Below are 24,360 nucleotides of genomic sequence, written 5' to 3'. Positions count from 1 at the left end.
CCCGAGCGGGGTCGTACAGGCCGTCGTCGTGCAGCCCCTGGATCTACCAGGAGTACCCGCTCAGCCGACGTTGATCTCGGCCGCCGAGGTGTACGGATTGCCGTTTACCTCGCTGAGCGCGCGAAGCCGGACGTAGTGCGCGCCGACCGGGGTGAAGCAGGCCTTCTGTTCCGCGGAGGTGTTGGTCCAGGTTCCGGTGGCGACCGGGTTGCCCCAGGTGGCGCCGTCCTTGCTGGTGTACACCTCGTACGTGGCGATGCGGCCGTTGGCGCCGTCCTGGCGTGGCAGGTAGTACAGGCAGGACACGGTGTTGTCGCCGCCGAGGTCGAGCTGGATCTCGTGCGGCATCGGTGCGACCGTGCCGGACCACTGGGTGTGCCAGTAGGTGCCCGGGTCGCCGTCGAGGACGTTGGTGGCCGGGGCGTGCTCGCCGGAGGTCTCCTGACTGTCCGCGTGGACCACCGACATCTTCGACTGCGGGAGCCGGAACGGCCCGATGATCCGCTCGTCGGTGGCGGTCTGCGACCGGCCGCCCCGGACGAAGCGCACGGTGGCGATGAGCGGGTTCACCTGACCGGGGGAGGCAGAGGCGGTGACGTGCCAGGTGTACGTGGCCGATCTCCCGCCGGGTATCCGTACGGGGCCGGCGACCGCGCTGGGCGGGCCGACGGTCCAGCCGTCGGGCGCCGCGAGCGCGGCGGTCACCTTGGTGGCCGGGGGTGCGCCGGCAGGCATGCTGACGGTCGCGGTCGCGGTGAAGGACTGGCCGCCCGCCACCGATCCGGGCACCTGGAGGGCGACCGAGGGCTGGTGCGCGGAGGGCATGGCGTACCGCGTCTTGTCGTAGCGGGGGCTGTCGTTCTGCGCGACGGCCAGTGAGGAGGCGTAGCTGCCGTACTTGGTGAGCTCGACCTTGCCCAGGCCGCCGGTGCTCTCGTCGAGGTTCCACACGGCGATGGCGATCCGGTTGTTCCCGTTCGGGTCGAGCACCCCGTTCGGAATCGGGAAACTGTGCTGCGGGCCCAGGTAGTTGACGTAGTTGCCCATGTGCCAGCCGTTGACGTAGATCTCGGCGCGGTACTTGCGGGACGGATCGTCGGTGAGGGTGAGGCCGAGCGAGGTGTCCTGGCCCTTGGGCAGGTGCAGGTTCGCGTCGGTGGTGTACCAGGAGACGCCGGGGGCGGTGTCGGTGGCGGGCAGGGTGGTCGGCTTCCACTGGTCGGTCGGGTAGCCGGGCAGCATCCAGCCGGCGCGCTCGCCGTACAGACCGCCGGTGGCCAGCGGGCCGCGCACGGTGTCGACCGGGGTCTCCCCGCCGCGTACGCCCTGCAGCCGCCAGGTGATGGTGCTCGGTGCGTCCCCGACCAGAGTGGCGCCGGTCAGCCCGCGGACGGTGCTGGGGTCGGACCGTCCCCAGTTCTCGTCATGTCCCATGTTCACGGTGAGGACGGAGATAACGTTGTCGCCCCCGTTCTTGAGGGTGCCCGGCGGGAAGGTGTAGGTCTTCGGGCCGTCGGCGGTGGAGCTGCCGAGGAAGGTGCCGTTGAGCCACACGGAGGAGGCCGCCGCCGCGCCGCTGCTCCGGGTGGACAGGGTGACGCCGGTCGTCCCGTCGTCTCCGGTGAACCGGCCGCGGTACCAGGTGGATCCCGTGTGGAAGCCGTAGTCGTCGGCGGACAGCACCGGAAGGGTGGCCGGAGTGGTGATCTTCGACGTGGTTCTGTCGGCCACCTGCCAGGACGAGTCGTTGAAGCCGGGCTGCGATTCCGGCGACTCCTGGGTGTGCTTCCAGCCGGTGAGCGCGGGCACGGAGACATCGGCGGCGGTGGGGAGCGTGGCGGTGAGGCTGCCGTCCTTCCCGACGCCGGTGTGGACCTTCCGGCCGTTCCAGGTGAGGGAGTTGGCCGTGGACCAGACCTCGACGGAGCCGTCGCTGCCGATGTCGCCGTTGAGGGCGAGGGTTCCTGCCTCGCGCGAGGCGCCGCGCAGCAGGTGGGTACCGCGGACCAGGACCGGGCCGGCCGCGGTGTCCTGCCGCCAGAAGGTCTTGGCGGTCGCGGTGTCGGCGAGCAGCAGCTGGAGCGGGCGGCCGCCGCCGCTGATCTGGACCCGGGTCAGGCCGGTGTGCCGGTAGTCGAGCCGCAGATCGCCGGTGTCCGCGTCCCAGGTGGAGGTGACGCTGCCGCCGGTGGAGGTGACGGTGGGCTTCGTGTCGTAGTGCAGGACCGTCTCGCCGTCCGAGTCGTGGTCGCCGTAGAGGACCGCGACCTCGCGCCCGCCGATGGTGGCGTTCGTCATGATCTGGGAGGTGGAGTAGCGCATCAGGTTGTTGCTGCCGAGGTCGTAGTTCGCGACGACGATCGAGGACTCACGGCCGTTCAGGGTCAGGGACGTGCCGGACTGCTGCGGGACGGTGTACGTGTGCGCACCGAGGTCGAGCTTCAGATGCGCGCTGTCGGTGCTCGTCGCGGTGGAGTCGGTGTGCCGCAGCACGTGGAACTGCGTACCGGTGTCCGGATTGGCCCGAGCGGTGTCCAGCACCTTGGGATTGTCGGTCGGGACCGCGGGCAGCGCGTCGGTCTTGGTGAGCGGGGCGACGGCCTGGGTGAAGTAGCCGATCAGCTTGTCCTGGTCGTACTTCGGGTCGAGCTGGCGCGTCTCGCGGATCGCGGCGCCGTAGTCGTACGACGTGTAGTGGCTCATCATGCCCAGCCAGCCCCAGTTGGTGCCGCCGTAGGTCATGTAGAGGTTCTGCATGGTCGCGCCGACCGCGAGGTTCTGCTTGTAGAACACGTCGGCGAACTTGTCGTTGACCAGCTGCGCGCACTTGTCGTAGCCGGGGCCGCCCCACCAGTCGAACGCGCCGCCCTGGAACTCCGCGGTCACCAGCGGCTTTCCGGCCGGGTGGTCGTAACTGATGTCCGGCACGCCCTCCCAGTGCGACGGGTTGGAGCAGTCGAAGCCCAGCGGGTAGGAATCGACCGCGTCCACGTCCAGGGCGCCCGTGCCGGAATTGAACGTACCGTCGTTGTTGCCGACCAGGGGCACGCTGATGCCGTCCGCCCTGGCCTTGTCCTCCAGGTGCTTCATGTACGCGCGGTCGCCGGGTCCGCTGTCGTAGAACTCGTTCTCGACCTGGTACTGGATCACCGTGCCGGTGCCGTTGGTGAGTTGGTGGCGGGCGATGATGCGGTCGATCTTCGTCATCCACTCGTCGGAGTACTTCAGCCACTTCGGGTCGGTGGTACGGGTCTCGTCGACCTTGTTGTGCAGCCAGGCGGGGAATCCGCCGCCGTCCACCTCGGCGTTGATGTACGGGCCGGGACGGGCGATCACGTAGATGCCGAGCTGGTCCGCCATGTCCAGCAGCTTGTCCACGTCACGCACGCCGGTGAAGTCGTAGACCCCGGGCGCGGACGAGTGGTAGCCCCAGTCGAAGTACAGCGACACCGCGTTGAAGCCGGCCGCCTTCATCTTCTGCAGCACGTCGAACCACTCGCCCTGGCTGGGCAGCCGGAAGTAGTGGAACTCACCGGCCCACAGATAGGTCCGCTTGCCGTCGATCAGATACGAGTAACCGTCGTACGTCACCGAATGCGCCGCACCCGCAGGGCTCGCGGACCGGCCGGTCGGGGCCGCCGTGGGCTGCGACGCCGCAGTCGTACCCGCGGCCACGCTCAGGCCGCCGAGCAGGGCGACGGCCGTACCGGTTGCCAGACAGCGGTGCAGGAGCCGGCGTCTTATACCTCTCGAGCTCATGGGAACCTCCACTAGATGGGTCACAACACGGTGAAGCGCCCCTGCTTGGGTGCCGCGGAATCAGGAGCGATCAGAGTTCGTCGACGCGGTACGTGGGAAAGGCGACGAAAGAGAGCCGAACGCTGAGGCGTACGCCGGCGAGACGCCGGTGGCGAACAACGCGCCTCGTTCCGTGAGCAGTTACGGCGAGGATGCGTTGATCGACGCACCCGGCCGCGTCGATCCGTGGATCATCCGCATGTGCACGCTCCCGTCGTCGCCGCGGGCCTGCGGCCCTACACCCTCAGGGGATGAGTGGTCCGCGGCACATGAGATGGACTCGTCGCGCGCAAATTGAAGCGCAGATCCGCACTGATCTCAATACTTTCCAACAGATTCGCTCACGGGCGGGGTATGCCTTCCCGTTGCCGCCTCTTCGGATGTGAGGTGCTGCTCGCTCGTCGGAACGCCCGGGGATCCCGGCCAACAGCCCTGCGGACGTGCATGTTTGGCCAGAGGTGAGGTCTGCCATACTTCGGGATTCCGAGACGGCGGCAGACTGGGGCCGAAGGTGAAGCAGAGTGGACTCCCCCTTCAACAGCGCGTACCGACCGAGCGGTCCCAGCTCCGCCGCAAGGAGCTCATCGTCATCGGCCGGAGACTGTTCGCCGACACGGCTTACGACGTGCTGTCGATGGATGACATCGCCCAGCACGCGGGAGTCGCGAAAGGGCTCATCTACTACTACTTCAAGAGCAAACGCGGCTACTACTTCGCCATCGTCGAGGATTCGGTGGCCGATCTGGTGGCCCGCGCGGCCGGCGGCACCGACCTTCCCCGCGCCGACCGCGTGCACCGCACCATCGAGGGCTATCTGCTCTACGCCCAGCACAACAAGGCGGCCTTCCGCACCATCGTGACCGGGGGAGTCGGCTTCGACACCCAGGTGCAGGCGCTGCGCGGCGCGGTGCGCGAGGAGCTGATCGCCACCATCGCGGAGGGTGCGTACGGGCACCGGAACATCCCGCCGCTGGCCAGGCTGGCGCTGCTGGGCTGGCTCAACGCGGTGGAGGGGGTCGCGCTCGACTGGCTGGGGCAGCCGGACATGGTCCGGGAGACGGTCCGTGAACTGTTGGTCAGGATGTTGCGCAACACCCTCGACACCATTGGCGAGTTCGTCCCCGAGTGCCCCTCGCCGCCACCCGCGGAGTGACGGGCCGCGCACGGCGTGAGCGGAAGGGGGGTGGGGAGCCGTCGGGCTCCCCACCCCCTCGTTCTGCGTGAGCGGTGTCAGCTGATGGCGTGGATCAGCTCACCGTTGGAGGTGTCACCGCTGAGCTCCCAGAGGAAGGTCCCGCCGAGGCCCTGCTGGTTCTTGTAGGCCATCTTCCCGGCGATGGTGGCCGGGGTGTCGTAGCTCCACCAGTTCGAGCCGCACCTGGCGTACGCGGTACCGGCGACGGTGCTGGTGGCGGGGCAGGTGTTCTTGAGGACCTTGTAGTCCTCGATGCCCTGTTCGTACGTGCCGGGGGCCGGTCCGGTGGCCGTGCCGCCGGGGGCGTCCTGGGTGACGCCGGTCCAGCCGCGGCCGTAGAAGCCGATGCCGAGCAGCAGCTTGTCCGCCGGGACGCCGAGGCCCTTGAGCTTGGTGATGGTGGCGTCGGTGTTGAAGCCCTCCTTCGGGATGCCGGTGTAGGAGGTGAGCGGGGAGTGCGGGGCCGTGGGGCCCTGGGCGTCCCAGGCTCCGAAGTAGTCGTACGTCATCGGGTTGTACCAGTCGACGTACTGCGCGGCGCCCGCGTAGTCGGCGGCGTCCATCTTGCCGCCGTCCGAGGCGTCAGCGGTGATGGCCGCGGTGACCAGGCTGGACGAGCCGAACTTGGCGCGCAGGGCGGCCATCACGTTCTTGAAGGCGGCTGCCCCGCTGGTGTCGCAGGTGAGACCGCAGGCGTTGGGGTACTCCCAGTCGATGTCGATGCCGTCGAAGACATCGGCCCACCGCGAGTCCTTGACCAGGTTGTAGCAGGACTGTGCGAAGCCGGCCGGGTCCTGGGCTGCCTGTGCGAAGCCGCCGGACCAGGTCCAGCCGCCGAAGGACCAGATGATCTTGAGGTTCGGATGCAGCTTCTTGAGTTCGCGCAACTGGTTGAAGTTGCCCGCGACGGGCTGGTCCCAGGTGTCGGCGGTGCCGTCCACGCTGGAGGACGCGTCGTAGGTCTTCTGGTAGTCGGCGTAGGCGTCGCCGATCGCGCACTTGCCGCCGGTCACATTGCCGAAGGCGTAGTTGATGTGCGTGAGCTTGTCGGCCGAGCCCGAGGTCTGGATGTTCTTGACCTGGTAGTTGCGCTGGTAGACGTCCCAGTCGGCGAAGTATCCGACGACCTTGCTGCCTGCGGCTACCTTGCTGCCCGCGGGGGCCTTGGCGGCGACCGGTGCGGTGTTCTCGCCGGCCGACGCACTGCCGGCGCCCGCGAGCAGGGTGAAGCCGAGAGCTGCCGTACAGGTGGCGGCGAGAAGGGCCCGGAACCGGGCCCGTGGATGGAATCGTCCGAACATGCTGTCTCCTCGTGGGGGAGGGGAACGGAAGGTGGGGGAACTGAGCGGTAGCGCCGTTTTGGCATGAACGCGAAAAGCCGCTAGGGGGAAGGTAGAAGGACTAGACCAGTGAGGTCAATGGTTCGGACCAATCTGGCCCCCGTGACGGAAGTCCGCCGATCGGGCATACTCAAGCCGCCACAGCCTCTGGTCAGCCCCTTCCGCGATCCGGGAGGGCAGCATCGGCCGAAGGTGAGACCCGGCGGCGTCGCCACACCCTGGCCGCGCGTACGCCGCAGTGCCCGACAGGGAGGAGAGCGTCGCCATGTCCGACCGCGCCCCGCAGTTGGTGGACCGGCAGTTGCCCACCGAGGAGTCCCGAGACCTGATCGCGCTGGTGCGCGACATCGTCCAGCGGGAGATCGCGCCCGGTGCGGCGGCCGAGGAGGAAGCCGGCCGGTTCCCGCGTGAGATCTTCACGCTGCTCTCCGAAGCCGGGCTGCTCGGCCTCCCTTACGACTCCGCCCACGGCGGTGGTGACCAGCCGTACGAGGTCTACCTCCAGGTCCTCGAAGAGCTGGCTTCGGCGCGGCTGACGATCGGTCTGGGTGTCAGCGTCCACTCCCTCGCCTGCCACGCGCTTGCCGGGTACGGCACCAAGGAGCAGCAGGCCGCCCAGCTGCCCGCGATGCTCGGCGGCGGGCTCCTCGGTGCGTACTGCCTCTCCGAGCCCGCATCCGGTTCCGACGCCGCCTCGCTGCGGACGAAGGCCGTGCGCGAGGGCGACGAATGGATCATCACCGGGACCAAGGCGTGGATCACCCACGGCGGAATCGCGGACTTCTACACGGTCCTGGCGCGTACCGGCGGAGACGGGGCCCGGGGCATCTCGGCCTTCCTGGTGCCGGGTGATGCCGACGGACTGGACGCCGCGGTTCCCGAGAAGAAGATGGGGATGAAGGGCTCGCCCACCGCCCAACTGCACTTCGACGGGGTCCGGGTGTCCGATGCGCGGCGGATCGGCGAGGAGGGCCAGGGCTTCGCCATCGCGCTGTCCGCGCTCGACTCCGGGCGGCTCGGCATCGCCGCCTGCGCCATCGGCGTCGCCCAGGCGGCACTGGACGAGGCGGTCGAGTACGCGACCGGGAGACGGCAGTTCGGCCGCCCCATCGCGGACTTCCAGGGCCTGCGCTTCATGCTCGCCGACATGGCCACGCAGATCGAGGCGGGCCGCGCGCTCTACCTCGCCGCGGCCCGGCTGAGGGACGCCGGGCGTCCCTTCTCCCGGCAGGCCGCCATGGCCAAACTCTTCTGTACGGACGCGGCGATGCGGGTCACCACCGACGCCGTTCAGGTGCTCGGCGGCTACGGGTACACGGCGGACTTCCCGGTCGAGCGGTTCATGCGGGAAGCCAAGGTGCTGCAGATCGTCGAGGGCACCAATCAGATCCAGCGGATGGTCATCGCCCGCCATCTCGCGGGTCCGGAGTCGCACTGAACTGCCCCGGCCGCACACCGGCCGCGGTCAGGCGTGCCCATTCCTGGTCCCGGCGGCCCGGCAGGGTCCTGCCCGCGCGCACCCACTGGCTGACCAGCGCCTGGTAGATGGGCGCGTCCACGACCTGCGGAAGCGATTCTTCAGGCGCGGCTGCGACGAGCCGGCGCCGTCCTGCCCCGGCCCCGTAGTGCAGAAGAGTCATGCCGGGTCAACGGGGGACGGCGGCGCCGGGTCACCGCCCGCCCGCGTCGGGCGTCTGTTCGCGCGGTGAGGGTGCGCGACGGAGCGACCCGTCCGCCCTCGCGCGATCCGGCGCCCACGCCCGCGCCGGTGATTCCGGTGGCGGTCCGGGTATGGCCGCCCGCACGCTTTCTGACGTACCGTCATCTCCCCTGCCGCCAGGAGGATGCCGTGACCGACGACCGTCCGGTAGCGCTCGACGAATACCCCGTCCACCAGGTGCCGTTGTCGATGAAGCATGTCGCGACGGGCGACCGCAACGCCTACGACCGGTGCATCTTCCACGTCTTCGACCATCACGGCACGGCGCTCCTGATCGTGGGCCTCGGCGTCTACCCCAACACGGGTGTGATCGACGCCTATGCCACGCTGCGCAGCGGCGACCGGCTCCTCGCGGTGCGCGCGTCGGACGCCCTCACCGACGACCGGACGAACCTCGCCGTGGGCCCGCTGCGCATCACGGTCGACACCCCGCTGCGCCGGCTGTCCCTGCACTGCGACGCCGATCCCGCCGACCCGGACTCGCTCTCGTTCGACATCGAGTGGACCGCCGACTTCCCCGCCGTCTGGGAGCCGCACCACGTCCAGCGGCGCGGCGAGCGGCTGATGCTCGAAGGCCGCCGCTTCGTCCAGGCGGGCAGCTGTACCGGGACCGTACGGGCCGGTGGTACGGAGATCCGGCTCGCGGCGGGGGAGTGGACGGGCACCCGCGACCGGAGCTGGGGCGTGCGGCCCATCCCCGGCGAGGAGGGCGGGCGTGCCGCCGCCGAGCAGCGCCCCGAAGGCTTCCACTGGATCTGGGCCCCGGTCCGGTTCGAGGACAGATTCATGATGGTCATCGCCCAGGAGGACGCCGACGGCTACCGCACCCTGAGCGAGGCACTGCTCGTACGGAACGGCCGGCGCGACGTCCAACTCGGCTGGCCACAGGCCGACATCGGCTACCGGCCGGGCACCCGCCACCCCGAACGCGCTGTCATCCATCTCACCGGCCCCGGCCGCGAACCACTGGAACTGGGCGTCGAGATCCTCTGCTCCTCGCCGCTGGCGCTCGGTGCGGGCTACCCGCCGGCCACCGACTGGCAGCACGGCACCTGGCAGGGGCGCGGCTGGACCGACCGGCGCGCCTACGACCTGAGCGACCCGTCGGCCCACCCGGCGGCGGCCTTCGGCGTCACCGATCACGCCGCGCGTTTCACCCTCGACGGGCAGGTGGGCCACGGCATCTTCGAGCACGGCAGCTTCGGCCGCCACGACCCCAGCGGATTCACCGGATACGAATCGGTCGCGCCCTGAGCGGAGCCGCGGCACCCGTCCCCGAGCGAGGAGCACCGCCATGACCACGGCACCACGCCCCCGCACCACCACCCGCGATCCGCAGGACCTGGGCCGCAGGATCACCCGGTGGCTCGACGCCCGGCTGCCGGGCGTCCGGGTCACGGACCTCTCCACGCCCGCTTCCAACGGCATGTCGAGCGAGACGCTGCTCTTCACCGTCGACCACCCGGCGGCGCCGGTCCGCGCCTGCGCGCTGCGCCTGGCCGCCGACCCGGCCGCGTACACGGTCTTCCCCGCCTACGACATGGAGCGTCAGTACCGGGTGATGCGCCTGGTCGCCGAGCACACCGGCGTCCCGGTGCCGCGGGCGCTCTGGCTCGAAACGGATCCGGGCCCGCTGGGTGCGCCGTTCTTCGTGATGGAGCAGGCACAGGGCCGGGTCCCTCCCGACGTCATGCCCTACACGTACGAGGGGAACTGGCTGCACTCCGCCACGGACGCCGACCGGGCAGCCCTGGAGGAGGCGATGCTGGGCGTCCTGTCCGGGCTGCACGGGCAGTTCCCCGCGGCGGAGGCGGAGTTCCTGCTCCCGGACGGCACCGGCAGCCCGCTGCGCCGGCACGTACAGGAGCAACGGGCCTACTACGCCTGGGTGGTGGACGGGCTGCCCCGCTCACCGCTGATCGAGAGCGCCTTCGACCGCCTGGAGTCGCTGTGGCCGCTGGACGAGGGCCCGGCGGTGCTCTGCTGGGGAGACGCCCGGATCGGCAACATCATGTACGACGGCTTCGCGCCCGCCGCCGTGCTCGACTGGGAAATGGCGGCATACGGCCCGTGCGAGCTGGACCTCGGCTGGACCGTCTATCTGCACCGCTTCTTCCAGGACCTGACCGAGGGGACGGGACAGCGCGGACTGCCGGACTTCCTGTGCCGGGAGAACATCGAGCGGCGCTATGCCGAACTCACCGGCCACACACCGCGCGACATGGAGTTCCATCTGCTCTACGCGGCCCTGCGGCACGCGATCGTGATGCTGCGGATCGCCTACCGCCAGGTGTACTTCGGTGAGGTCCGGGTCCCGGAGGACCCGGATGGGCTGATCCTGCACCGCGCCTCTCTGGACGCCCTGGTGCGGGGAACGTACGACTGGTCAGGCGGCTTCGCGGCCCAGCCGCGGGACCCTGACGGGGCGTGAGCCGGGACCGCCGACGTGCGAGAAGGGCTGCTTGCGCCAGTCGAGGCCCTGGGGGAGCGTCAACAGCAGTGCGGTGTCCTGCTCCTGGGCATCCAGGGAGTCGTCGGCGGGCACGGCCTCCGAGGCCGCGCGGCCGGTTCCCGCGCACACGGTGAGTCCGAACGGATTCCAGGGGCTGGCGCACAGCGCGTGCTCCGGCAGGACGTCCTCGTCCGCGAGCAGTGCGATCGGCTGGGCACAGTCAGGGCAGATCACCCGGTACATCTCACAGGTGTCGTAGGCGTCGGAGCCGACACCGTCCTCGATGGCGGCGAGCTCGGCGGGCTCGATGGAATCAACGCTTTTAAGCTTCTGCATGGAGAATCTCCCCCTCGGGTGGGCCGACCAGAAACTGTGGTCTCGACCACAGCAAGCACTTCCCGCCCCGTCCGCGCGGTAATCGCGCGTTCCCCGCGGACACGGCTCCAGGCCTGTGGTCTTCGTCACATGGCTGCCGCAGTTCCCCCTTACCGGCCGCTCCGGCTGTGCCTGGAGTGACCTGGGGCCATAGGTTGATCCGTATGGAGGAGCTGGATCGCCGGATCGTGGAGTTGCTCGTCAAGGACGGGCGGATGAGTTACACCGACCTGGGCAAGGCCACGGGCCTGTCCACATCGGCGGTGCACCAGCGCGTACGCAGGCTGGAGCAGCGCGGTGTCATCCGCGGGTACGCCGCGGTCGTCGACCCCGAGGCGGTGGGGCTGCCGCTCACCGCGTTCATCTCGGTGAAGCCCTTCGACCCCAGCGCCCCCGACGACATCGCCGAACGGCTCGCCGGGGTCCCGGAGATCGAGGCGTGCCACAGCGTCGCGGGTGACGAGAACTACATCCTCAAGGTGCGTGTCCCCACCCCGCTGGCGTTGGAGAACCTCCTGACCAGGATCCGGTCACTGGCCGGAGTCTCGACCCGTACGACCGTCGTCCTGTCCACCCCGTACGAAGCCCGGCCACCGCAGATCTGACGCGTTCCCCGCCTGCTCCCGGTCCCTGATCCACGCCGTACCGGCCCCCCCTGCGCCGGGCACCGGCCCGCAGGCGGGAGACTGTTCCCATGAGTGAGAGCACCGCCCCCCAGGCCGAACACCGCACCGTACTGCTGCGCGGTGGAGACATCCACAGCCCCGCCGACCCCTTCGCCACCGCAATGGTCGTGGAACGCGGGCACATCGCCTGGGTGGGCTCCGAAGGGGCGGCGGACGCCTTCGCGAAGGGGGTCGACGAGGTCGTCGACCTCGAAGGCGCCCTGGTCACCCCGGCGTTCACCGATGCGCATGTGCACACCACGGCCACCGGTCTCGCCCTCACCGGCCTCGACCTGTCGGCCGCCCGCACACCGGGCGAGGCGCTCGCGCTCGTACGCGCCCACGCGGCGGACCGCCCCGGCGACCGGGTGCTGCTCGGCCACGGCTGGGACGCGGCGCGGTGGCCCGGCGAGCAGCCGCTGTCGCGCGCGGAACTCGACGAGGCGACAGGCGGCCGGCCGGTCTATCTGCCGCGCGTCGACGTCCACTCGGCCGTGGCCTCCACCGCCATGCTCGATCTGGTGCCCCGGATCACCTCGATGGCCGGATACCACCCGGACGCCCCGCTCACCGGCGCCGCGCACCACGCCGTCCGCGCCGCCGCCTACGCGGAGATCACCCCGCAGCAGCGCACGGAGGCGCAGCGCGCCGCCCGCCGGAGGGCGGCCTCCCTCGGCATCGGCGCGCTCCACGAGTGCGGTGGTCCCGACATCTCCGACGAGGAGGACTTCACCGGCCTGCTCCGGCTCGCCGAACAGGAGCAGGGGCCCCGGGTCTTCGGCTACTGGGCCGACCGGGTCGCCGACGCCAAGGACGCCCGGCGCATCAGGGAACTCGGCGCGATCGGTGCGGCGGGCGACCTCTTCGTCGACGGCTCCCTGGGCTCGCACACCGCCTGCCTGCACGAACCCTACGCGGACGCCGCCCACACCGGCACCGCCCACCTGGACGCCACCGACATCGCCGCGCATGTCACCGCCTGCACCGAGGAAGGGCTCCAGGCGGGCTTCCACGCCATCGGTGACGCCGCGGTGTCCGCGGTCGTCGACGGGGTCCGGGCCGCCGCTGAAAAGCTCGGTACGGCCCGGGTGCGCGCCGCCCGGCACCGTGTCGAGCACGCCGAGATGCTCACCCCCGAAACGATCGCCGCCTTCGCCGAGCTGGGGCTGACCGCCTCCGTGCAGCCGGCCTTCGACGCGGCCTGGGGCGGCCCGGACGGGATGTACGCACAGCGCCTGGGCGCCGAACGGGCCGGCACCCTCAACCCGTTCGCGGCCATGCTGCGCGCCGGGGTCCCCCTGGCCTTCGGCTCCGACAGCCCCGTCACCCCGCTCGACCCCTGGGGTACGGTGCGCGCCGCGGCCTTCCACCGGACCCCGGACCACCGGATCTCCGTACGGGCCGCGTTCACCGCCCACACCCGGGGCGGCTGGCGGTCCATCGGCCGGGACGACGCGGGCGTTCTGGCGCCCGGCGCCCCCGCCGACTACGCGGTCTGGCGTACCGCGGACCTGGTGGTGCAGGCCCCCGACGACCGGGTGGCCCGCTGGTCGACCGACCCGCGCTCCGGTACCCCCGGACTGCCGGACCTCACCCCCGGAGCCGAACTCCCGGTCTGTCTGCGGACGGTGGTCCTCGGACGAACGGTCTACGTGAGGCCGAACGAATGACATCCGGGCATTTCTTGCCGCCGATCGATGCGCCGAGGGCTCTCCCGTCACCTGCGGATCTTCGGCACTGACCTGCTGATTCGTCAGAACACCGCAGGTCGGACGACTGTTGACAGAAAGCGGCCACCGGCGGGTAGGTTCGGCCGAGTCCACCACAGGACGTCCGACCGGGAAACCTCCACGCAGTCGTCGAACGCCGCTGGGTCATGGGGCGGCGCGCCGGCAGGTGCGCCGCCACCGGGAGCCAGGTTCAGCGCCCGCGCCTCGGGGGCGAGGGAGATTCCGCCCGGCCGGAAGGTGTGACCCGGGTGGGGCCCGGACGTTCAGTAGACAACGGCTCTCGGTCGACCCGCAGCCAGCGGGCCCCAGGTCGGCCCGAAGGACACCGGGCCCCGATCCGAAGTTCCTTCCCTCCTGCGGCAGTCCGATCGACCGAGTCGGCTGCAATTCGCTGCCCGCGCGGTCGATAGGGTGATGTCTCTGCGTTGGGACACAGTGAGGGGCAGTAGTGAACGACGGCGGTGAGCGGCGTTTCGGTCCGCTCGGCAAGGCCTTGGTCATCATTCCGACCTACAACGAGGCCGAGAACATCAAGCCGATCGTTGCCCGGGTGCGCGCCGCGGTGCCGGAGGCGGACATTCTGGTCGCCGACGACAACAGCCCGGACGGCACCGGAAAGATCGTGGACGAGATCGCCACGGAGGACCACCAGGTCCACGTGCTGCACCGGCAGGGCAAGGAAGGTCTCGGCGCCGCGTATCTCGCAGGCTTCCGCTGGGGCATCGAGCACGAGTACGGCGTTCTGGTGGAGATGGACGCGGACGGTTCGCACCAGCCCGAGGAACTGCCCCGGCTGCTCACCGCGTTGAAGGGCGCCGACCTGGTGCTCGGCTCCCGGTGGATGCCCGGCGGACGTGTCGTCAACTGGCCCAAGTCCCGCGAGATGCTCTCCCGCGGCGGCAGCACGTACTCGCGGCTGCTTCTGGGCGTACCGATCCGCGACGTCACCGGCGGTTTCCGCGCCTTCCGCAAGGAGACCCTCGAAGAGCTGGGACTCGATGAGGTGTCCTCCCAGGGGTACTGCTTCCAGGTGGACCTCGCCCGCCGCGCCGTCGAGGCGGGCTGCCACGTGGTGGAAGTTCCGATCACTTTCGTCGAGCGAGAGATCGGCGACTCCAAGATGAGCCGTGACATCGTCGTCGAGGCGCTGTGGCGGGTGACGGCCTGGGGCGTCGGCTCCCGGGCCGGCCGTCTGCTGGGACGGCAGCCTTCCTGAACCCCTCCGTCCGCCGCCCGCGCGTGCCGCCAGGCACACTGGGAGCATGACGACCGGCACACAGCCCCCGACTGCTTCCAGGCGCTCCCGCGCACGCACCTACGTACCGCTGGGCATCGCTGCCTGGCTGGTACTCGAAATCTGGCTGCTGATCCTGGTGGCCGGCGCGGCGGGCGGACTCACGGTGCTCTTCCTGCTGGTCGGCGGCGTCGTGCTCGGCGCCGCCGTCATCAAGCGGGCGGGGCGCCGGGCCTTCCGCAATCTGACCGAGACGCTTCAGCAGCAGCAGTCGGGGGCGGAGCCCGCCAAGGACCGGGGAAGCGACGGGAACGGCTTCCTGATGCTCGCCGGCCTGCTGATCATGCTGCCCGGACCCATCACCGACGTGGTGGGGCTGGTGCTGCTCGTACCGCCGGTGCGTTCACTGCTGAGCCGGTACGCGGAGCGCTCCCTGGAGCGCCGGATGAACAAGGCGGCGCCCGGCACCCTCGGGGGCGCCTTCCAGCAGGCCCGGATGCACCGTCCGGACGGCAAGGTCGTCCAGGGCGAAGTCATCCACGACCACGAGCCGGAGCCCCGCAAGGACGACGGTCCGCGCCCGCCGCTCACCCCGTGACCTGCCCGTCGTAGCGACGAAAACCGTGGCCCGCCCCGCCGTACCGGCGGGGCGGGCCACGCGTACAACACGGAGAGCCACGGGCTCCGGCACACCCTGAAGTGTGCCGGAGCCCGTGGCTCTTGTCCGTGCTGTAGCAGTACGCGAAACGCCTGGGCGTTACGCGGACTTGCGGCTGTCCCGCGGATGCACAGCAATGTTCATGGCGCCGGAGCGGAGAACGGCCAGCCTCTCGGCCAGCACCTCCTCCAACTCCTCGCGGGTGCGCCGCTCCATGAGCATGTCCCAGTGTGTGCGCGCAGGCTTGCCCTTCTTCTCCTCAGGGCCGTCCCCGTCTACCAGGAGTGCTTGGGCGCCGCACGCCTTGCACTCCCACTCCGGCGGAATGTCCGCCTCTACAGAGAACGGCATCTCAAAGCGATGTCCGTTCTCGCATGCGTACTCCACCGCCTGGCGCGGGGCCAGGTCGATGCCGCGGTCGGTCTCGTAGCTGGTCACCACGAGGCGCGTACCGCGAAGAGCTCGCTCACTCATGAATCGTGCCTCCCGGGCTTGTCGCCCACAGGACAGGTGTCGCTGTCGTCGTCATCCGGTCAACGTCCGGTCGGCGGTAAAGATTCCCGTTGCGGGTCATGCGTCGCCCGTCGTGCCGCCCCTTGTTGTACCCACCAGTGCCCTGTTTGTCACATCTGGTCAAAGACGTCACCCTGCGTTTTCGATTGATGATCACGCAGTAACGGTCCGCCTGGTAAGTCAAAGGCGTACACTACCGGCCTTTGACTTCAATGCCTAAACCCGGTCCGGTACCGCGTTTCCCGCCGCTGTCACGGCCTCCCTCACAGGTACCCGCGCCAGCAGGAAGAAACCCAGTACGAAGAAGATCAGCAATGAGATGATCGCCACCCGGTAACTGCCGGTCAGCTGGTACGCGAGCCCGAACACCAGAGGTCCCAGCCAGCTCAGTCCGCGGTCGCTCATCTCGTACGCCGAGAAGTACTCGGCCTCCTTGCCCGGCGGCACCAGGTGCGAGAACAGCGAGCGGGACAGCGCCTGGCTCCCGCCGAGCACCGTCCCGATCGCCGCGGCCAGCAGGAAGAACCAGACCGGTGCGCCTCGGGGCAGGAAGTACCCCGCCCCGAGGATCAGCGTCCAGACGGCGAGCGAGCCCAGGACGGTGTGCTTGGCGCCGTACGTCCTGGCCAGCCGGCCCATGCCCAGGGCGCCCGCCACGGCCAGCACCTGCACCAGCAGGATGGCCGTGATCAGCGTGGTCTGGCTGAGGCCCAGCTCCTCGGATCCGTACACGGAGGCCTGCGAGATCACCGTCTGGATGCCGTCGTTGTAGACCAGGTACGCGAGCAGGAACGACAGCGTCAGCGGATATCTGCGCATGTCCCGGAGCGTCGCCGTCAGCTGCCGCCACCCGGCGCCGACCGTGGCGCGCCCGCCGCCCGTGGTCGCCGTCCGGTCACGCAGCCGGCGCAGCGGCACGAGGGTGAACGCGCCCCACCAGACCCCGGCCGATGCCAGACAGATCCGTACGGCGGTGGACTCCGGGATCCCGAAGTGGGCGTGACCCGAATACAGCACCAGGTCCAGGACGAGGACGAAGGCGCCGGAGGTGTATCCGAAGGCCCAGCCCCGCGAGGAGACCGCGTCGCGCTCGTCCGGTTCGGCTATCTGCGGGAGGAAGGCGTTGTAGAGCACCATCGACACGGCCAGCGAGGAGTTGGCCACGATCAGCAGCAGCGCGCCCAGCAAATAGCGGTGGCCGTCCAGGAAGAACATTCCGGCCGTGGCGGTGGCGCCGATGTACGCGGCCGTCGCGAGCAGCGGCTTCTTGCGCCCGGTACGGTCCGCGACGGCGCCCGCCAGCGGCATCAGCACCACGGCGACGACGACGGACACCGAAACCGTGTAGGGGAAGACCGAACCGGCCCGCAGGGGGACGCCCAGCGGATGGACGTATCCGTCGGCGTCCGCAGCCGCCTTGGCGACCGACGTCAGGTACGGGCCGAGGAAGACGGTGAGCACACTCGTCGAGTAGACCGAACACGCGAAGTCGTAGAAGTACCAGCCGTGCTGCTCGCGTCTGCGGTCGGCCGCTCCAGCCGTGCGTACCGCGGTATCAGCGCTCAACCCGCGCCCCCTGATCGTCAGTTCCACGCCCCCCGCTCGGTCAGAACCGTGCGCAGTGACTCGAGATGATCGGTCATGATGCCATCCACGCCGAGGTCGAGGAGGGCCGCCATCCGCGCCGGATCGTTGACCGTCCAGACGTGCACCTGGAGGCCGCGGGCGTGGGCGGCCCGTACGAAGCGGCGGTCGACCACCCGGATCCGGCCCTGGTACTCGGGGACCTGGGCGCACACGGCGCTCGCGCGCGGGGCGGCCGGGATCCCGTACGAGCGCAGTCGCAGCGCCAGGACGCCGCTCACCCCGTACGAGGTGGCGAGGCGGGGGCCCGCGAGACGGCGTGCCCGGGTCACCCGGCGCTCGGAGAAGGAGCCCACGCACACCCGGTCCCAGGCGTCGGCCCGGCGGATCAGCTCGATCAGCGGGGCCAGCGCCCGCTCGGCCTTGACGTCGACGTTCCAGCGGGCTTCCGGGAACTCCTCCAGCAGGTCCGCGAACAGCGGCAGGGGTTCGCTGCCCGCCACCCGTGCCCGGCGCACCTCGCTCCAGGGGAGTTCGGCGATCCGGCCCCGTGCGTCCGTGACCCGGTCCAGCGTCGCGTCGTGGAAGGCGACCAGCCGGCCGTCCGAGGTGGTGTGCACGTCGGTCTCGAAGTAGCGGTAGCCGGTGCGGGCCGCCCGCCCGAAGGCGGCGGCGGTGTTCTCCAGGCCGTCCGCCGAGCCGCCGCGGTGGGCGAACGGGATCGGGCCCTCGTGGTCCAGATAGGGGTGTCGGGTGCGAGTCACTCCGGCAGTATCACCCGCTCCGGGACGCGCGCCGCTGCCGGACCGGTGTCGTCGCCGGGGGGCGGGGCGGTGAACATCCGCAGGAAGACCTGGGCGAGCGGTCCGATCGCCAGGGCGTACGCGACCGTGCCCACGCCGACCGTCCCGCCCAGCGCGAAGCCGGTGGCGACGACCGCGATCTCAAGGGCCGTGCGCACGATCCGGATCGAGCGCCCGGTGAGCCGGTGCAGCCCGGTCATCAGGCCGTCCCGCGGGCCGGGGCCGAAGCGGGCGGAGATGTAGAGACCAGTGGCCGCGCCGTTGAGCAGGATCCCGGCCGCCATCAGCGGGACCCGGCCGAAGAGGCCGTGCACGTCCGGGACCAGGGCCAGTACACCGTCCATGGCGATGCCGACGACGAAGACATTGGAGACGGTGCCGAGCCCCGGCCGCTGCCTGAGCGGGATCCACACCAGCAGGACGACCGCGCCGACGGCGATGGAGACGGTGCCGATCGACAGGCCGGTCAGCTCCGCCAGGCCCTGGTGCAGCACGCCCCAGGGCTCCAGACCGAGGCCCGCCCGGACCAGCAGGGCCGAACTCGCGCCGTACAACGCCAGGCCGACGTACAGCTGAACCAGTCGAAATATCAGATTCCTGGACAAAATTTCCCCCGAGTGGTGGTGGTAGTGGACTGATGCATGACACTCTGTGGCGTGGAATTGAGAGCCAACCATGGCCAATTCCAGGAAGGTGGACTGGATTCCATGGCGCAGTGGACTTCGGCGGTGGGTGCGGCTCAGCTCGCCCGTCAGCTCAGCACCCAGCAGTCCCGGCCCGCCGGGCCGGGCACCCGCAGGCCCCCCGCCTACCGGGCACTCGCCGACGGCGTCCGGCTGCTGGTCCTCGAAGGCCGGGTCCCGGTGGCCGCGCGGCTGCCCGCGGAGCGGGAGCTGGCGGTGGCCCTGGCGGTCAGCCGTACGACCGTGGCCGCGGCGTACGAGGCGCTGCGCACCGAGGGCTTCCTGGAATCCCGCAGGGGCGCGGGCAGCTGGACCGCGGTTCCGGCCGGCAACCCGCTGCCCGCCCGGGGCCTCGAACCACTGCCGCCCGAGGCCCTCGGCTCGATGATCGACCTGGGCACCGCCGCGCTCCCGGCCCCCGAGCCCTGGCTCACCCGCGCGGTCCAGGGCGCGCTGGGTGAGCTGGCGCCGTACGCGCACACCCACGGCGACTACCCGGCAGGCCTGCCCGCGCTGCGGCAGAAGCTCGCCGACCGCTACACCGGGTGCGGCATCCCGACGATGCCCGAGCAGATCATGGTGACCACCGGCGCGATGGGGGCCATGGACGCCATCTGCCACCTCTTCGCCGGGCGCGGTGAACGCATCGCCGTCGAATCGCCGTCGTACGCCAACATCCTCCAGCTCATGCGCGAGGCCGGTGCGCGGCTGGTCCCCGTCGCGATGGCGGAAGGGCTGAGCGGCTGGGACCTGCCCCGGTGGCGGCAGGTGCTGCGCGACGCCGCTCCCCGGCTCGCCTACGTCGTGGCGGACTTCCACAACCCCACCGGCGCGCTCGCCGACGAGGACCAGCGGCGCGGGCTGGTGGACGCCGCACGCTCGGCGGGGACCGTCCTGGTCGTCGACGAGACCATGACCGAACTGCGCCTGGACGAGGACACCGAGATGCCGCGCCCGGTCTGCGCCTTCGACCCGGCGGGCAGCACGGTGCTGACCGTGGGATCGGCGAGCAAGGCGTTCTGGGCGGGCATGCGCATCGGCTGGGTGCGGGCCGCGCCGGACGTGATCCGCAGCCTGGTGTCGGCGCGCGCCTACGCCGACCTGGGCACCCCGGTGCTGGAGCAACTCGCCATCAACTGGCTGATGAGCACCGGGGGATGGGAGGAAGCCGTCGGGATCCGCCGCACTCAGGCCAGGGAGAACCGCGACGCGCTGGTCGCCGCGGTGCGCAGGGAACTGCCCGGCTGGGAGTTCGAGGTCCCGCACGGCGGGCTGACGCTCTGGGTGCGGACGGGCGGGCTGTCGGGCTCGCGGCTCGCCGAGGTCGGCGAGCGGGTGGGCGTCCGGGTTCCCTCGGGGCCCCGTTTCGGGGTGGACGGGGCCTTCGAGGGGTACGTCCGGCTGCCGTTCACGGTCGGCGGTCCGGTGGCCGAGGAGGCGGCGCAGCGGCTGGCGGCTGCCGCGCGGCTGGTCGAGACGGGCGCGGGCACCGGCGCCGACACCCCGCGGACCTTCGTGGCCTGACCCCCGGTCAGTTCTCGGCCGCCACCGGATCCGCCGCCTCCATCGGCCGGGGCTCGGCCTCCACCGGACCGGGGACCGCGTCCACCGGAGCGGGCGTCGCCCCGGCCACGCCTTGGCGGCCGGGCAGCAGGTCCAGTACGGCCTTGCGGTGCGCCTCGCTGGTCGCGTCGTCGTACGGGTCGGGGGTGGCCGGCACCTGGAGCCGCAGTACGGACCCGGAGCCCAGCCGTGCGTAGCCCCGGCCCGGCGGGGTTCCGGGGGCCGGTGTGGTGTGCGGCGGGGCCCCGAGCACGGCCTCGATCTGCGTGTGGGTCGCGGAGCCGAGCACCACACGGGCACGGGTGTGCCGGTGGACGGTCTCGGTGAGTGCGTCCAGGGTGTCGAACTGCTCGGCCACGACGACCGTGACCCCGGCCGCCCGGCCGTGCCGCAGGGGGACCTGCAGCAGTTCCTGGGGGTCGGTCCGGCCGTCGGCCGCGGCCAGATGCCCGAGGACGCCGGGCCGGTCGAACAGGATCCACAGCGGGCGCCGGGTGTCGGCGGGCGCGGGATGCCCGGACTGCCTCGCGCGGTTCGCGGCGATCAGTCGGCGCTCGGTCTCGTGCGCCGCCCACTCCAGGGTGGCCAGGGCGCCCGCCAGCCCGCATTCGACGGCGAGAACTCCCGTACGTCCGGTGAGGCAGGCGTACTCGCCCGTGCCGCTGCCCTCGATGACGACCACGTCGCCGTACCGGAGGGTCTGGAGTGCGATGGAGCGCAGCAGGGTGGTGGTTCCGCTGCCCGGCTCGCCCACGACCAGCAGATGGGGCTCCGTCGAACGGCCTCCGGTCCGCCAGACGACCGGCGGCGCGTCACTTCTCTCCTCGCCCGACCGGACCGGCACGGTGCGCTGCACCGAGCCCGCGTCCGTGAAACCCAGCACCGTCTCGCCGGGGGAGGTGACGAAGGGCTGCGCCGCGATCGAGGTGGACAGGGCGGGCAGCACGCTCATCGCGAGCCGGTTGCCCTCCTCGTCCCAGTCGAAGTGGTACTCGCGTCCGCGACCGGACTTGGCGTGCAGCAACTGCTCGATCCGGGTGCGGGACGCGGCTTCCCCGTCGGTGAAGTGCGCCGGGTACCTGACGTGCAGCGCGGTGAGCCGCCCGTCGTCGTCGAACGCGTAGTCACTGAACACGGCGTCCCACTCGCCCCCGTGGGCGAAGAGCGGAGCCGGGTCGTCCGGTACCGAGAAGTACGGCACCAGGGCCTCGTACAGCGCCTGGAGCCTGGCGGTCTCCGCCTCGTCGGGCCCGGTCTTCACCGCTGCCCGCTCGTGCCCCTTCCAGGCAGCCGCGGCCATCACCGTGATCAGGGCGAGCAGCGGCCCGTACGGGATGAGCGCGACCACCAGGACGCAGGCCGCCACCAGGAACAGCACGGGACCGCGCCGGTCCTTGGGCGTCGCGGCCCACCGTCGGCGCCCCGTCGAGGCCAGCCTGCGCAGGCCGCGCCCGATGGTGATCAGCGGATGGAGGACATCGGTGGCACTGTCGGCGGCCGTCCGCGCGATCTCGCGGCTGCGGGTGATCGATGCGCTGCTGCTGCTCAGAATGCGGGGGAGCGGTCGCCGGGCCACATCTGTCTCCTGGGTCGATGAGAGCGGTTACTGAGGGTCAGAACTTGATTCCGCCCAGCATGCTGGCGAGGCTTGCGCCGCCTGCCGTGATGCTCGGGGCGATGGCCGTCCCGGCGAGATAGAAGCCGAAGAGGGCACAGACGAGTCCGTGGGACGCCTTGAGTCCGTCCTTCCGGAAGAAGAGGAAGACGATGATTCCGAGCAGTACCACGCCGGACATGGAAAGGATCATGAGTGTTCTCCTGGTTGGGGGGACAGTCACCATGAGTTCTTCCAGATTCACAGAAAGTATCTATGCGATAAAAGGTGCAAATGGGTGAATTATCCTCATTTTCACTGGACTGGCGTACATCGACTTGCGCGTCGAGCTGGAACCGCCGGGCAGTACCCTGTCGGTTCACTCGTACGGCTGTCATGCCGTACCCCGAGGTCAACGGTGTGGAAGGCGGTACGCGTGATGAGCGAGGCTCCGGACCCCGAGGTGGTCGAACTGGCGACGAAGGTCTTCGACCTGGCCCGGCAGGGAGAGGTCGAAGCGCTGGCCGCGTACGTCGACGCGGGCGTGCCGGCGAATCTCACCAACGACCGCGGGGACACGCTCGTCATGCTTGCCGCCTACCACGGCCACGCCCCGGTGGTGGAGGCCCTCATCGCACGGGGCGCCGACGCCGATCGCGCCAACGACCGTGGCCAGACCCCACTGGCCGGGGCGGTCTTCAAGGGTGAGGACGCGGTGATCCGCGCCCTGCTCGCCGGTGGCGCCGACCCGGCCGCAGGCACCCCGTCAGCGATGGATACCGCGCGGATGTTTGGGAAGACAGAGCTGGTGGAGCTGTTCGGCACCCGCTGAACGGGCTGTCGTAAATGTGGTCGCGGTGGCGAAATGACTGGGTCATCATGACGTCGCGGGTCCATATCGGGCCACCGACGAGAGGCAGAGGAAGATGGACTGCACCGAGCAGAAGACAACGGGCGGCCGGACATGTTGTTGCGCGGCCAGGTAATCCACGTTCCCGGTCGCGTCTACAGCTTGATGTGAGGCTTCTTCCATGATCGATCCAGTCATAGCGCCGAGCGGCACCTTGCTCGGTCTCCTCCAGAGGGGCCGTGGTGACGGCACGCTGCACGCGCTCGCCGCACCGCGCAAGGAAGCACTCGCTGCCCTGGACCACTGCGTACTGAGCGACCCCCGCCACGACTGGCAGGTCGAGAACCGCTCGCTCTACTACGCACGTCTCTATCTCGATCTCGACGGCGGGCTCGACGAGATCGAGCAGCACCTCTTCCTGGCCGACGACCACATCGTCACCGAGGACACCAGGACCGGGCTCGCGCTCGCCGTCCTGGGCCACCTCGCCTCGTACGACAGGGCGGACGCCCTCGCGCTCCTGCGGCGGTACGCGGCGACCGGGGCCAACTGGGCCTGGGCGCTCGACGAACTCGCGCTGCGTGACGACGACGCGGGACTGCGCACCCTGGCCGAGCCGGTACTCGGCCGGTTCCCCGCCACCCCGCAGGGCGAGGCCGAACTGGCGGCGGCGGTACGCGACGCCTACGAACCCCGGCCCTGGCGGCTGTGGGCCGACGACCCGCGCGAGACGGTCGGCGCCCGCGTCCGGACCGCCGGGGAACAGGGGTCGTTCGACCGCTGGCAACGGCAGATGCGCCCCACCGGTCCCCGGCCCGGCTGGAGCGTGCACGCCGTCTTCGAATGGGCCCAGCAGGGCCTCGACCGCGGCACCGAACTGCACCTGCCGGCCGCCCGCTGCCTGACCGCCGTGGCCGGCCCCGGGGACCGGGCCACGATCGTCGAGGCCGCACGGAGCGGTACGGACGGTGCGCGCTGCGCCGCGCTGCACTATCTCGCCGAAGCACGGGACCCGGCTGTGCTGGACCTCATCGAGGCCGCCGTGGACAGCCCCTCCCGTACCGTCGGTGAAGCGGCCGTCGCCGCCTTCGAGCGGATGTGCGGCGAGGAAGCGGTCGACCGGGCACGCAGCTGGGTGCAGCGGCCCGACGCACTGGGCTCCGCCGCCTCGGGGGTGCTCGCCTGCCGCGGCGGGGTACGGGACACCCAGCTGGTCCTCGGCGCTCTCCGGGAGACCGTCCGGGCCGACGGGCCCGACGCGCCGCCGCTCTGGAAGCTCGTCGACGGGGCCGGCCGGCTCGGCATCGCCTGCGCCGCGCCCGTACTGCGCCATGTGTACCGCGAGACCACCTCGTCGCATCTGCGCGGCAGCGCGGCCCGCGCACTGGCCGCGACCGATCCGTCCTTCGGCGCGGGCTTCGCCGTCGAATGTCTCTGGGACTGCGAGGAGACGACCCGGGAAGTGGCCGCCCTGCACGCCGAGACCGGTGACATCCGGGTCGTCGACCGTCTCCGGCGGCTGGCGGCCGACCCCGCCGAGGAGGCCGAGGTGCAGACCGCTGTACGCAGCAGGATCGGCACCGAAGGGACCGCTCACTGACGG

General features: G+C 70.7%; 20 protein-coding genes. 11 read left to right on the top strand and 9 right to left on the bottom strand.

Annotation, left to right across the window (positions count from 1 at the left end):
- Nucleotides 1–60: 60 nt before the first annotated feature.
- Entirely contained in the window at nt 61–3,759 is a 3,699-nt protein-coding gene (locus OG709_RS04965) for a beta-galactosidase (RefSeq protein WP_329164973.1), read from the bottom strand.
- A 550-nt stretch (nt 3,760–4,309) separates the two neighbouring features.
- Between OG709_RS04965 and OG709_RS04960 the strand changes: the two genes are divergently transcribed.
- Nucleotides 4,310–4,951 (top strand): TetR/AcrR family transcriptional regulator, encoded by a 642-nt coding sequence (locus OG709_RS04960; protein ID WP_266644054.1) that lies wholly within the window; start codon nt 4,310–4,312, stop codon nt 4,949–4,951.
- A gap of 77 nt (nt 4,952–5,028) precedes the next feature.
- Here the strand turns inward: OG709_RS04960 and OG709_RS04955 are convergent, their stop codons facing one another.
- On the bottom strand, nt 5,029–6,294 hold the full coding sequence (locus OG709_RS04955; protein ID WP_266644055.1) for a glycoside hydrolase family 18 protein: 1,266 nt from the start codon (nt 6,292–6,294) through the stop codon (nt 5,029–5,031).
- 304 nt (nt 6,295–6,598) lie between these two features.
- Here OG709_RS04955 and OG709_RS04950 point away from each other — a divergent pair, with 304 nt between their 5' ends.
- The 3 genes from OG709_RS04950 (at nt 6,599) to OG709_RS04940 (ending at nt 10,484) form a co-directional block, all read left to right on the top strand.
- Nucleotides 6,599–7,771, top strand: coding sequence for an acyl-CoA dehydrogenase family protein (locus OG709_RS04950; protein ID WP_250306517.1), 1,173 nt, complete (start codon nt 6,599–6,601; stop codon nt 7,769–7,771).
- A 411-nt stretch (nt 7,772–8,182) separates the two neighbouring features.
- A complete protein-coding gene (locus OG709_RS04945; protein ID WP_250306518.1) occupies nt 8,183–9,307 on the top strand; it encodes a hypothetical protein in 1,125 nt (374 codons plus the stop codon).
- A 40-nt stretch (nt 9,308–9,347) separates the two neighbouring features.
- Nucleotides 9,348–10,484, top strand: a complete 1,137-nt coding sequence (locus OG709_RS04940; protein WP_329164969.1) for a phosphotransferase family protein — start codon at nt 9,348–9,350, stop codon at nt 10,482–10,484.
- On the opposite strand, the gene OG709_RS04935 is transcribed toward OG709_RS04940, so the two are convergent.
- The gene (locus OG709_RS04935; RefSeq protein WP_250306520.1) at nt 10,440–10,841 is read right to left on the bottom strand and encodes a hypothetical protein; all 402 of its coding nucleotides are present in this window, start codon (nt 10,839–10,841) and stop codon (nt 10,440–10,442) included. The two genes, OG709_RS04940 and OG709_RS04935, sit on opposite strands and share 45 nt — an antisense overlap.
- Nucleotides 10,842–11,044: 203 nt before the next feature.
- On the opposite strand from OG709_RS04935, the gene OG709_RS04930 reads away from it, so the two are divergent.
- The 4 genes from OG709_RS04930 to fxsA all read left to right on the top strand — a co-directional run bounded on the left by OG709_RS04930 (nt 11,045) and on the right by fxsA (nt 15,107).
- A complete protein-coding gene (locus OG709_RS04930) occupies nt 11,045–11,485 on the top strand; it encodes an Lrp/AsnC family transcriptional regulator (RefSeq protein WP_250306521.1) in 441 nt (146 codons plus the stop codon).
- 89 nt (nt 11,486–11,574) lie between these two features.
- The gene (locus OG709_RS04925; protein ID WP_266644062.1) at nt 11,575–13,215 is read left to right on the top strand and encodes an amidohydrolase; all 1,641 of its coding nucleotides are present in this window, start codon (nt 11,575–11,577) and stop codon (nt 13,213–13,215) included.
- Nucleotides 13,216–13,723: 508 nt separating this feature from the next.
- Nucleotides 13,724–14,491, top strand: coding sequence for a polyprenol monophosphomannose synthase (locus tag OG709_RS04920; protein WP_250306523.1), 768 nt, complete (start codon nt 13,724–13,726; stop codon nt 14,489–14,491).
- A gap of 46 nt (nt 14,492–14,537) precedes the next feature.
- A complete protein-coding gene (gene fxsA, locus OG709_RS04915) occupies nt 14,538–15,107 on the top strand; it encodes an FxsA family membrane protein (protein ID WP_250306524.1) in 570 nt (189 codons plus the stop codon).
- A gap of 159 nt (nt 15,108–15,266) precedes the next feature.
- On the opposite strand, the gene OG709_RS04910 is transcribed toward fxsA, so the two are convergent.
- The 4 genes from OG709_RS04910 to yczE form a co-directional block, all read right to left on the bottom strand.
- Entirely contained in the window at nt 15,267–15,641 is a 375-nt protein-coding gene (locus OG709_RS04910) for an RNA polymerase-binding protein RbpA (RefSeq protein WP_161311542.1), read from the bottom strand.
- Between the two features lie 255 nt (nt 15,642–15,896).
- Nucleotides 15,897–17,246, bottom strand: coding sequence for an MFS transporter (locus OG709_RS04905; RefSeq protein WP_250306525.1), 1,350 nt, complete (start codon nt 17,244–17,246; stop codon nt 15,897–15,899).
- A 17-nt stretch (nt 17,247–17,263) separates the two neighbouring features.
- Complete coding sequence (locus OG709_RS04900; protein WP_250306526.1) at nt 17,264–18,028, bottom strand: glycerophosphodiester phosphodiesterase; 765 nt, start codon at nt 18,026–18,028, stop codon at nt 17,264–17,266.
- A complete protein-coding gene (gene yczE / locus OG709_RS04895) occupies nt 18,025–18,672 on the bottom strand; it encodes a membrane protein YczE (protein WP_442815334.1) in 648 nt (215 codons plus the stop codon). Before yczE ends, OG709_RS04900 begins: the two co-directional genes overlap by 4 nt.
- Nucleotides 18,673–18,774: 102 nt before the next feature.
- On the opposite strand from yczE, the gene OG709_RS04890 reads away from it, so the two are divergent.
- Nucleotides 18,775–20,274, top strand: a complete 1,500-nt coding sequence (locus tag OG709_RS04890; RefSeq protein WP_250306527.1) for an SCO1417 family MocR-like transcription factor — start codon at nt 18,775–18,777, stop codon at nt 20,272–20,274.
- Nucleotides 20,275–20,281: 7 nt separating this feature from the next.
- On the opposite strand, the gene OG709_RS04885 is transcribed toward OG709_RS04890, so the two are convergent.
- Entirely contained in the window at nt 20,282–21,889 is a 1,608-nt protein-coding gene (locus OG709_RS04885) for an ATP-binding protein (protein ID WP_250306528.1), read from the bottom strand.
- Between the two features lie 37 nt (nt 21,890–21,926).
- Nucleotides 21,927–22,121, bottom strand: coding sequence for a hypothetical protein (locus tag OG709_RS04880; RefSeq protein ID WP_250306529.1), 195 nt, complete (start codon nt 22,119–22,121; stop codon nt 21,927–21,929).
- A 225-nt stretch (nt 22,122–22,346) separates the two neighbouring features.
- Between OG709_RS04880 and OG709_RS04875 the strand changes: the two genes are divergently transcribed.
- Nucleotides 22,347–22,739 (top strand): ankyrin repeat domain-containing protein, encoded by a 393-nt coding sequence (locus OG709_RS04875; protein WP_250306530.1) that lies wholly within the window; start codon nt 22,347–22,349, stop codon nt 22,737–22,739.
- Between the two features lie 199 nt (nt 22,740–22,938).
- On the top strand, nt 22,939–24,357 hold the full coding sequence (locus OG709_RS04870) for a HEAT repeat domain-containing protein (RefSeq protein ID WP_329164963.1): 1,419 nt from the start codon (nt 22,939–22,941) through the stop codon (nt 24,355–24,357).
- Nucleotides 24,358–24,360: the final 3 nt, after the last annotated feature.

It is taken from the genome of Streptomyces sp. NBC_01267, from assembly GCF_036241575.1.
Taxonomy (GTDB): domain Bacteria; phylum Actinomycetota; class Actinomycetes; order Streptomycetales; family Streptomycetaceae; genus Streptomyces.
Note: the sequence above shows the minus strand (reverse complement) of the source record. Positions and strands in the feature narration are given on the sequence as shown.

Coding starts and splice junctions, on each gene's coding strand:
- OG709_RS04965 (WP_329164973.1), bottom strand. CDS start 3,759: ATGAGCTCGAGAGGTATAAGACGCCGGCTCCTGCACCGCTGTCTGGCA.
- OG709_RS04870 (WP_329164963.1), top strand. CDS start 22,939: ATGATCGATCCAGTCATAGCGCCGAGCGGCACCTTGCTCGGTCTCCTC.
- OG709_RS04935 (WP_250306520.1), bottom strand. CDS start 10,841: ATGCAGAAGCTTAAAAGCGTTGATTCCATCGAGCCCGCCGAGCTCGCC.
- OG709_RS04880 (WP_250306529.1), bottom strand. CDS start 22,121: ATGATCCTTTCCATGTCCGGCGTGGTACTGCTCGGAATCATCGTCTTC.
- OG709_RS04955 (WP_266644055.1), bottom strand. CDS start 6,294: ATGTTCGGACGATTCCATCCACGGGCCCGGTTCCGGGCCCTTCTCGCC.
- OG709_RS04930 (WP_250306521.1), top strand. CDS start 11,045: ATGGAGGAGCTGGATCGCCGGATCGTGGAGTTGCTCGTCAAGGACGGG.
- fxsA (WP_250306524.1), top strand. CDS start 14,538: ATGACGACCGGCACACAGCCCCCGACTGCTTCCAGGCGCTCCCGCGCA.
- OG709_RS04875 (WP_250306530.1), top strand. CDS start 22,347: ATGAGCGAGGCTCCGGACCCCGAGGTGGTCGAACTGGCGACGAAGGTC.
- OG709_RS04940 (WP_329164969.1), top strand. CDS start 9,348: ATGACCACGGCACCACGCCCCCGCACCACCACCCGCGATCCGCAGGAC.
- OG709_RS04950 (WP_250306517.1), top strand. CDS start 6,599: ATGTCCGACCGCGCCCCGCAGTTGGTGGACCGGCAGTTGCCCACCGAG.
- OG709_RS04910 (WP_161311542.1), bottom strand. CDS start 15,641: ATGAGTGAGCGAGCTCTTCGCGGTACGCGCCTCGTGGTGACCAGCTAC.
- OG709_RS04890 (WP_250306527.1), top strand. CDS start 18,775: ATGGCGCAGTGGACTTCGGCGGTGGGTGCGGCTCAGCTCGCCCGTCAG.
- OG709_RS04925 (WP_266644062.1), top strand. CDS start 11,575: ATGAGTGAGAGCACCGCCCCCCAGGCCGAACACCGCACCGTACTGCTG.